At 45.0% G+C, this 7129-nt stretch carries 7 protein-coding genes; all 7 read left to right on the forward strand.

The window, feature by feature from the left end:
- The first annotated feature begins 99 nt into the window (after window positions 1–99).
- The 7 genes from BGL89_RS09195 to BGL89_RS09220 all read left to right on the forward strand — a co-directional run bounded on the left by BGL89_RS09195 (window position 100) and on the right by BGL89_RS09220 (window position 6715).
- On the forward strand, window positions 100–336 hold the full coding sequence (locus tag BGL89_RS09195) for a hypothetical protein (RefSeq protein WP_286825454.1): 237 nt from the start codon (window positions 100–102) through the stop codon (window positions 334–336).
- 107 nt (window positions 337–443) lie between these two features.
- On the forward strand, window positions 444–770 hold the full coding sequence (locus BGL89_RS21225) for a helix-turn-helix domain-containing protein (RefSeq protein WP_502692611.1): 327 nt from the start codon (window positions 444–446) through the stop codon (window positions 768–770).
- 306 nt (window positions 771–1076) lie between these two features.
- The gene (locus BGL89_RS09200; protein WP_286825455.1) at window positions 1077–2003 is read left to right on the forward strand and encodes a UDP-glucuronic acid decarboxylase family protein; all 927 of its coding nucleotides are present in this window, start codon (window positions 1077–1079) and stop codon (window positions 2001–2003) included.
- Between the two features lie 45 nt (window positions 2004–2048).
- The gene (locus tag BGL89_RS09205; protein ID WP_286825456.1) at window positions 2049–3434 is read left to right on the forward strand and encodes a UDP-glucose dehydrogenase family protein; all 1386 of its coding nucleotides are present in this window, start codon (window positions 2049–2051) and stop codon (window positions 3432–3434) included.
- 240 nt (window positions 3435–3674) lie between these two features.
- Window positions 3675–4358, forward strand: coding sequence for a Mo-dependent nitrogenase C-terminal domain-containing protein (locus BGL89_RS09210; protein ID WP_286825457.1), 684 nt, complete (start codon window positions 3675–3677; stop codon window positions 4356–4358).
- A 130-nt stretch (window positions 4359–4488) separates the two neighbouring features.
- Window positions 4489–6177 (forward strand): SulP family inorganic anion transporter, encoded by a 1689-nt coding sequence (locus tag BGL89_RS09215; protein WP_286825458.1) that lies wholly within the window; start codon window positions 4489–4491, stop codon window positions 6175–6177.
- 310 nt (window positions 6178–6487) lie between these two features.
- Complete coding sequence (locus BGL89_RS09220; protein WP_286825459.1) at window positions 6488–6715, forward strand: DUF433 domain-containing protein; 228 nt, start codon at window positions 6488–6490, stop codon at window positions 6713–6715.
- Window positions 6716–7129 lie beyond the last annotated feature (414 nt).

The following is a 7129-nucleotide window of genomic DNA, read 5'->3' on the forward strand; positions in this document are numbered from 1 at the left end:
AGAACGAGCTAATCAATTAAATCTCTTGCCAGATAAGGATTTAGTCGATTTATGCCCCCCCTATCGAACCATACCAAGTAACGAAGAGCCACAGTTATTTTGCACAAAGAAGATGATATGTACATTAGAAAATTGAATTTTGTGCTAGTCTTAGCAAATATTTTCGAAGATATTGCAAGCAAAGATAACTCTGTATTAAATCTTCAAATTTTAAGTGGATGTTATCAAAATTCAATTATTCTAATTTTAGATACCTACAAAAAACAATCTCTTGTTGATCCAACTCAATATATTTTATCGCTTTCTGGAGTTCACAAAACCACTCTTCTCTTATAGCGGTATGCGATTGCATGAGGTACAATAGATGAGAACAATAAATTATAGACCTACGCAAGAGCCACAACCTTATGAAGCCCTATTCTTTAGACTTACGATAAAAGATCATCGAGACCTACGAGGAGAATAATCTCTCACAACGGGAATTAGCCAAAAGATTTAGAGTAGCTTTAAGCTTTATCCAAAAACTAATCAAGCAGTGGCGTGAAACCGGCGATCTAAATCCTCGACCACATGGTGGAGGACAAAAACTTAAGCTTACTGCCGACCAAATTATCTTGCTAGGCGATTTAGTCCAAGAAAAGAACGATGCCACCTTAGACGAGTTAAGAAAACAACTCGAGGAAAAAACACAGGCGGTAGTCAGTAACTCAACGATTAGTCGAATTTTAAAACGGCTAAACCTAACCCGAAAAAAAAAGCCTACACGCTAGTGAACGAGATCCGGAAAGAGTGCGAATGAAAACCGCTATAGTTTATCAGAAAACAGTATTTTAGTAACACGCAATTATCGGGATTTCTCTCAAATCCCTAATTTACGCCTACAAGATTGGACAATATAGAACTCTGTAGGGATGACTACGAAAATTGTTACATTTTTTAAGGATTACCCAGCCATTATTCAGCCATTAGCCTGGCATCGGCGATCGCTGATAACACCTCGTCAAAAAAAAATATTTGCCAAAAAACCAGCGTAAGGGTATTTTAAGAATAATTTTATATGTTTACTTTGCGATTACATGAGAATCCTAGTTACGGGTGGTGCGGGTTTTATCGGTTCCCATCTAATCGATCGCTTGATGGAACAGGGTCATGAAGTGATCTGTCTGGATAACTTCTACACGGGGGTGCGCCGAAACATCGTTAAATGGCTAGGAAATCCTTATTTTGAGCTAATTCGTCACGATATCACCGAGCCGATCCGTTTAGAAGTCGATCAGATTTATCACCTGGCCTGTCCTGCTTCCCCAATTCACTATCAATATAATCCCGTCAAAACGATTAAAACCAATGTTTTAGGGACTATGTATATGCTAGGCCTAGCTAAACGGGTAAAAGCGCGATTTTTGCTCGCTTCTACCTCGGAAGTCTATGGCGATCCCGATGTGCATCCGCAAACGGAAGAATATCGAGGCAATGTCAACTGCATCGGACCGCGTTCCTGTTATGACGAGGGTAAACGGGTAGCGGAAACCCTGGCTTTTGAGTATTATCGGGAGCATAAAGTCGATATCCGGGTGGCCCGGATTTTCAACACCTACGGCCCGCGAATGCTGGAAAACGATGGTCGAGTGGTGAGTAATTTCGTGGTGCAAGCTTTGCGCGGTGAACCCCTAACGGTTTATGGTCAAGGTTCCCAAACCCGCAGTTTTTGCTATGTTTCTGACCTGGTGGAAGGGTTAATGCGTTTGATGAATGGGGATTTTATCGGACCGGTTAATCTAGGCAATCCCGACGAATACACAATTCTGGAATTAGCACAAGTGATCCAAGGCATGATTAATCCCGAGGCCGAATTGGTCTATCAACCACTGCCGGAAGATGATCCCAAGCAACGACAACCGGATATCACTCGTGCTAAAACCTATCTGGATTGGAGTCCAACTATTCCTCTAAGTCAGGGTTTAAAAATGACGATCGAGGATTTCCGTTCTCGTCTAAGCTAATCCCTAATCAATAAATTTAACTTAATTGTCACTGGAGTAATTATCATGCGTGTTTGTGTTATCGGAACGGGTTATGTGGGTTTAGTCACCGGGGTGTGCCTAGCACATATCGGCCATCATGTCATCTGTATTGACAACAATGAAGAAAAAGTCAAATTGATGAAATCGGGACAATCCCCCATCTATGAACCGGGTTTATCAGAATTAATGCAGTCTTCGGCAGCCTCCGGCAATCTGGAATTTTCCACGGATCTGGAAGCGGGAGTTAAACACGGTGAAATCCTCTTTATCGCTGTTGGTACGCCTGCACTACCCACGGGGGAAAGTGACACTCGTTATGTGGAAGCGGTGGCCCGGGGTATTGGGGCCCATCTCAACGGTGGTTATAAAGTAATCGTCAATAAATCGACCGTTCCCATCGGTTCTGGGGATTGGGTACGGATGATCGTCCTCGATGGAGTGGCCGAGAGACAAAAAAATCTCGTGGCTGCGGTTGGCGGTATTAGTACACTAGAACGCATCGAAGCGGAATTTGATGTGGTCAGCAATCCCGAATTTTTACGGGAAGGTTCGGCAGTTTATGATACTTTTAACCCCGATCGCATTGTTTTAGGCAGTAATAACCCGAAAGCCATTGAAATGATGAAGGAATTGTACGCGCCTTTGGTTGAACGCCAATTCGCTGACGATCCCTCCTTGCCTCCCGTTCCCGTGGTGGTTACGGATCTCAGTTCGGCGGAAATGATTAAATACGCCGCTAATGCCTTCCTAGCCACCAAAATTAGCTTTATTAACGAAGTAGCTAATATCTGCGATCGCGTGGGGGCCGATGTCACCCAAGTGGCTAAAGGTATCGGTTTAGATTCCCGTATCGGCAGCAAGTTCCTCTCGGCCGGAATCGGTTGGGGGGGTTCCTGTTTCCCCAAAGATGTGTCAGCTTTGGTGCATACCGCAGAAGACTACGGTTACGAAACGGAATTACTTAACGCCGCTATCAATGTTAACAAACGTCAACGGACAATTGCGATCGAAAAACTGCAACAGGAATTAAAAATCCTCAAGGGTAAAACCGTCGGTTTGTTGGGATTAACTTTTAAACCCGATACCGATGATATGCGCGATGCTCCGGCTTTAACCATGATCGAACAGTTAAATCGTTTAGGTGCTAAGGTAAAAGCTTATGATCCGATCGTTTCCCAAAGTGGTTTAAGTCACGGTCTAAGTGGTGTGATTATCGAATCGGATCCAGAAAGATTAGCCGATGGTTGTGACGCTTTGGTGGTGGTGACGGAATGGCAAGAATTCCTCCGTCTCGACTACGGCAAAATGGTTAAAACCATGCGCGAACCCGTGTTAATTGATGGTCGCAATTTCCTCGATCCTGCGGTGGTGACAGCAGCCGGTTTCCGTTACCTCGGTATTGGACGTTAATCCCAGGAATCCGCCTTTTCAGCAGGACTGACGCGGTTGGGGAAGGGACAAGCAGCACCAACCCTTACCCCTGCTCCTAGGGGCGAAAATTGCCCAATTATGCCAGTTGAGAAACGAAAACTTCCTAGCTGACCATGGGGATAGTTGCAATGGTTAAATGATATGAACAGGAGCCACTAGAATCCGGGAGCACTCGGTAGAATTGAATTGAAAAACTAGAAATCAGTTTTAGCAATACCTATGGTTAGCTCTGTTCAATACCGCTACACTAACGAACAAGTTAGGGACTGGTTACGGGGATTACTGACAATTGCCTGGTGTGATGGCGATTATAGCGCCAGCGAACAGGAATCGATCGCCCGTTTCGCTCACGAATTAGAATTAGATGACGACCACGTTCTCTATCAATCGATTAGTCCCGAAGAATTGGCCGCAAGTTTCGGTCATGACCCCAGAATATCAGAAAACTTCCTCCGCACGGCGGTTATGGTGGCGATCGCCGATGGCATTTATTCCCCCGCAGAAGCGCAATTACTGCATAGTTATCGGGATGCTTTCGGGTTAGAAATCGAGGCCTTGTCAGCTTTAGAACATACTATCTGTGAAATTCCCGAAATTACCACGGAAGCGCAGAAATCCGAGTTTATCAGTGCCGAACATCCCCACCCAGATCTGCTTCATCCCCTCAAAGATTGGTTAGATGGGGTAGAAATGCACGATCCGCGCTTGGCCCGGTTTATCTGCAAAATGGTGCCGCCTCAATGTCCTTTTGAACGCGATATCGTGCTGTTTGGCCATAAATTAGTCCATATTCCGCCCCTGTGCAAGTTAAATCCTCTCTACGAGCAATTAGTCGGTTTACGCTTCCGGGCTCTATCATACTTAGCCGATGATTGTCAAGAAGATATTTCCGAGTATATTTAGCCAATTTAACTCAAAATTGCGGTTAAAATGGTATAAATATCCTGCTGACAGAAAACATCTCAGCCTCAAGGCTTTTCACTAGCTAAATCTTTCGTTAGAATTAGGTTAAATCGCCGTTAAGAGAAAAACTATGAGTAAAAACTCCCGACGAGTCGATTTTCCTGATTTACCGGGGCTAAAAAACCTGCGCTCCTATCAATGGCAGTGGCTAGGCCGAGATATACTCGCCGGTGTCACCGTGGCAGCCTACGCTATTCCCCAGTGTATGGCCTACGGCGACCTGGCCGGGGTCGAGCCGGTGGTGGGATTGTGGACTCTCGTGCCGGCCGCCCTAGTTTACGCCCTTTTCGGCTCCTCATCGCAACTATCCCTGGGACCAGAATCGACCACGGCAGTGATGACGGCGGCAGCGATCGCACCTATGGTAAGCCTTCAAGGAGAAAATTACGGCAGTTTAGCGGCTTTTTTAGCCCTAATGGTCGGTTTAATCTGTTTAGTTGGTTATGTCGCCCGCTTGGGATTTTTAGCTAATTTACTCTCCAAACCGATCCTGATCGGTTATATGGCGGGAGTGGCGGTGATCATGATTGCGGGACAACTGGGTAAAATTAGTGGTTTGTCAATCCGTGAAAATACGGTTTTTAAAGAAATTTTAGCTTTTTTTCGGGGAATAAACCAATGGCACTGGCCAACCCTTAGCCTCGCTCTATTTCTGCTCCTATTTCTATTTGTCATCCAAAAATATTTTCCCAAAGCACCGGGTCCCTTGCTGGCGGTTTTACTGGGAACCCTCGCCGTCGCCACCCTCCATCTCGATCAAGAGGGGGTGGCAGTAGTGGGGAAAATTAGTAATACTTTGCCTAATTTTGGCTTACCAACCCTAGATTTTTCCCAATTACTACCTCTAGTAACCGCAGCCGTCGGCATTGCCCTCGTCGGCTATTCCGATAACGTCTTGACCGCTAGAGCCTTCGCCGCACGCCATAACCAAGAAATCGATGCCAATCAAGAATTTTTAGCCCTGGGACTGGGGAATCTGGCGGCGGGTTTTTGTCAGGGATTTCCCATCAGCAGCAGCGCCAGTCGCACCGCGGTGGGCGATTCGGTGGGTAGCAAAAGTCAGCTTTATTCCCTAGTGGTGGCAGTGGTGGTGGTGGCGGTCATTTTCCTGCTCGGTCCGCTACTGGTACTCTTTCCCAAGGCCGCCTTGGGTGCGCTGGTGATTTATGCGGCCTGTAAACTGCTGGATATTGCCGGCGCTAAACGACTCAAACGCTTTCGCAATAGTGAGTTTAATCTCGCTGTCCTGACCATGGTGGGGGTGCTAACCACGGGGATTTTAAGCGGGGTTGCCATCGCCATTGGTCTCTCGGTTATCGATTTATTGGCCCGCATTACTCGGCCCGATGATGCGGTCTTGGGTACAGTCCCGGGGGTGATGGGTTTACACGCACTCCAGGATTGGCCAGAAGCGCAAACAATACCGGGGTTAGTTATCTATCGTTACGATGCCCCCTTATTTTTTGCTAATGCGGCCGACTTTAAACGTCGCGCCCTCAGCGCCATTGCCCAGGAGACAAAACCGGTAGAATGGTTTGTCTTGAATACGGAAGCCCTTGGGGAATTGGATAGTACAGCCGTGGAGATTATCGAGGAATTAGCAAGAGAATTATCAAGACGGGGTATAGTTTTTGCCCTCGCTAGGGTTAAACACGATCTGTACTTACAATTGCAACGTTCCCGCTTGTTAGATAAAATTAGCCAAGAGAGAATTTACTATACTTTGCCGGCGGCGATCGAAGCTTTTAAACATCGTTAACTGATAGTTAGGGGTCGAGAATGGAATCGCCCCCATCCCCTCCCATTCAGAACCTACCCGTGCATAGTTTTCGGACTTTATTGAAATTAGGTGATAGAGTTGTCTAAGTTGGGCTTCCGTCGGTTGCATTTAGTCATTATCGGCTTGATTTTAGATTATTGTTCATTTTTAGCATCATTAACTGAAAGTCACTTCCCTAACCTATTTAGCATCAGTTTAACCCATTTTTCAAGAATCTAGGCTAGAGTATGAAGACAAGACGCATTACTCTGGGTTAATCTACTCTGTAGAAGCTAAGAAGGTAATCAAAATGGCTAAATATTCGCCTCTTATCCATGTATCTCCTGAAACTATGAGTGGTGTTCCCGTTTTTTCAGGTACTAGAGTTCCGATACAAACACTTTTTGATTATCTTAAAGCAGGAGAATCAATTGATGATTTTTTAGAGGGTTTTCCAACGGTAACAAGAGAACGAGTTATTAGCTTACTTGAAGAATTTGAAAAAGAGCTTATAGAGCTTATTGATAGGGTAGCGTGAAATGAGGCTTCTTTTAGATGAATGTATTGACCGAAGATTAATGAGGGAGTTTACAGGTTATAATATCAAAACTGTTCCGCAAATGGGATGGACTGGGATTAAGAATGGTCAACTGTAAAGATAATTACAGAATCTAAAATAAACTTATTTTCCTTCCAAGATAAATTGATCTCCTGAACCAAATCGATAATACTTTTTCCCTGTTAGTCTATCTTCTGCAATTTCGACATTCTTACAGCTTATCATTCCTCTAGTATCTGAATTACCAATACGACTGTATCCAAAAGCATCAGCATAACCTACACACTTACCTGCTGATATAGGTAGGGTCTGCTGAATAAAGCTAAAAACCTTACAGGAAAAGGCTTTTAGCTAGATTGAGAGTCGCTCAGGTGCCCCTGAATCTGCTAAAAT

This window comes from Microcystis sp. LSC13-02 (genome assembly GCA_002282935.1).
In the GTDB taxonomy this organism is placed as follows: Bacteria; Cyanobacteriota; Cyanobacteriia; order Cyanobacteriales; family Microcystaceae; genus Microcystis.

What these genes read in the sequence shown, in the direction of transcription:
- BGL89_RS09200 (WP_286825455.1), top strand. Translation starts at nt 1,077, where the DNA reads ATGAGAATCCTAGTTACGGGTGGTGCGGGTTTTATCGGTTCCCATCTA.
- BGL89_RS09205 (WP_286825456.1), top strand. Translation starts at nt 2,049, where the DNA reads ATGCGTGTTTGTGTTATCGGAACGGGTTATGTGGGTTTAGTCACCGGG.
- BGL89_RS09210 (WP_286825457.1), top strand. Translation starts at nt 3,675, where the DNA reads ATGGTTAGCTCTGTTCAATACCGCTACACTAACGAACAAGTTAGGGAC.
- BGL89_RS09215 (WP_286825458.1), top strand. Translation starts at nt 4,489, where the DNA reads ATGAGTAAAAACTCCCGACGAGTCGATTTTCCTGATTTACCGGGGCTA.
- BGL89_RS09220 (WP_286825459.1), top strand. Translation starts at nt 6,488, where the DNA reads ATGGCTAAATATTCGCCTCTTATCCATGTATCTCCTGAAACTATGAGT.